The organism is Mesobacillus subterraneus, from assembly GCF_023715485.1.
GTDB lineage: Bacteria > Bacillota > Bacilli > Bacillales > Cytobacillaceae > Mesobacillus > Mesobacillus subterraneus_B.
This window is the reverse complement of sequence record NZ_JAMBOF010000051.1, coordinates 1-432: the sequence shown is the minus strand read 5'-3', so window position 1 is coordinate 432 and position 432 is coordinate 1. Positions and strand designations below refer to the sequence as shown.

Annotated in this window: 1 protein-coding gene; it reads right to left on the bottom strand. The window is 38.4% G+C overall.

Annotated elements, in window-relative coordinates:
* A partial coding sequence (locus tag M3204_RS23520) for a hypothetical protein (protein ID WP_251489094.1) occupies window positions 1–432 on the bottom strand: 432 nt, incomplete at both ends.

The following is a 432-nucleotide window of genomic DNA, read 5'->3' as shown; positions in this document are numbered from 1 at the left end:
CTTCAGTCACTTCTTCTTCAGTCACTTCTTCTTCAGTCACTTCTTCTTCAGTCACTTCTTCTTCAGTCACTTCTTCTTCAGTCACTTCTTCTTCAGTCACTTCTTCTTCAGTCACTTCTTCTTCAGTCACTTCTTCTTCAGTCACTTCTTCTTCAGTCACTTCTTCTTCAGTCACTTCTTCTTCAGTAACCTCTTCTTCAGTAACTTCTTCTTCAGTAACCTCTTCTTCAGTAACTTCTTCTTCAATAACTTCTTCTTCAGTAGCTTCCTCATCAGTAACTTCAACAGACAAAGCAACAGCAGAATTTTCGTTAGCTTTCTCTTTAGCAGTTGCGCTTGCGTTGAAAGCTTTAGACTTCATTTTGTTAGCAATAGAAGGAGATACTTTCGTTTCTTCTTCAGTCACTTCTTCTTCAGTTACTTCTTCTTCAG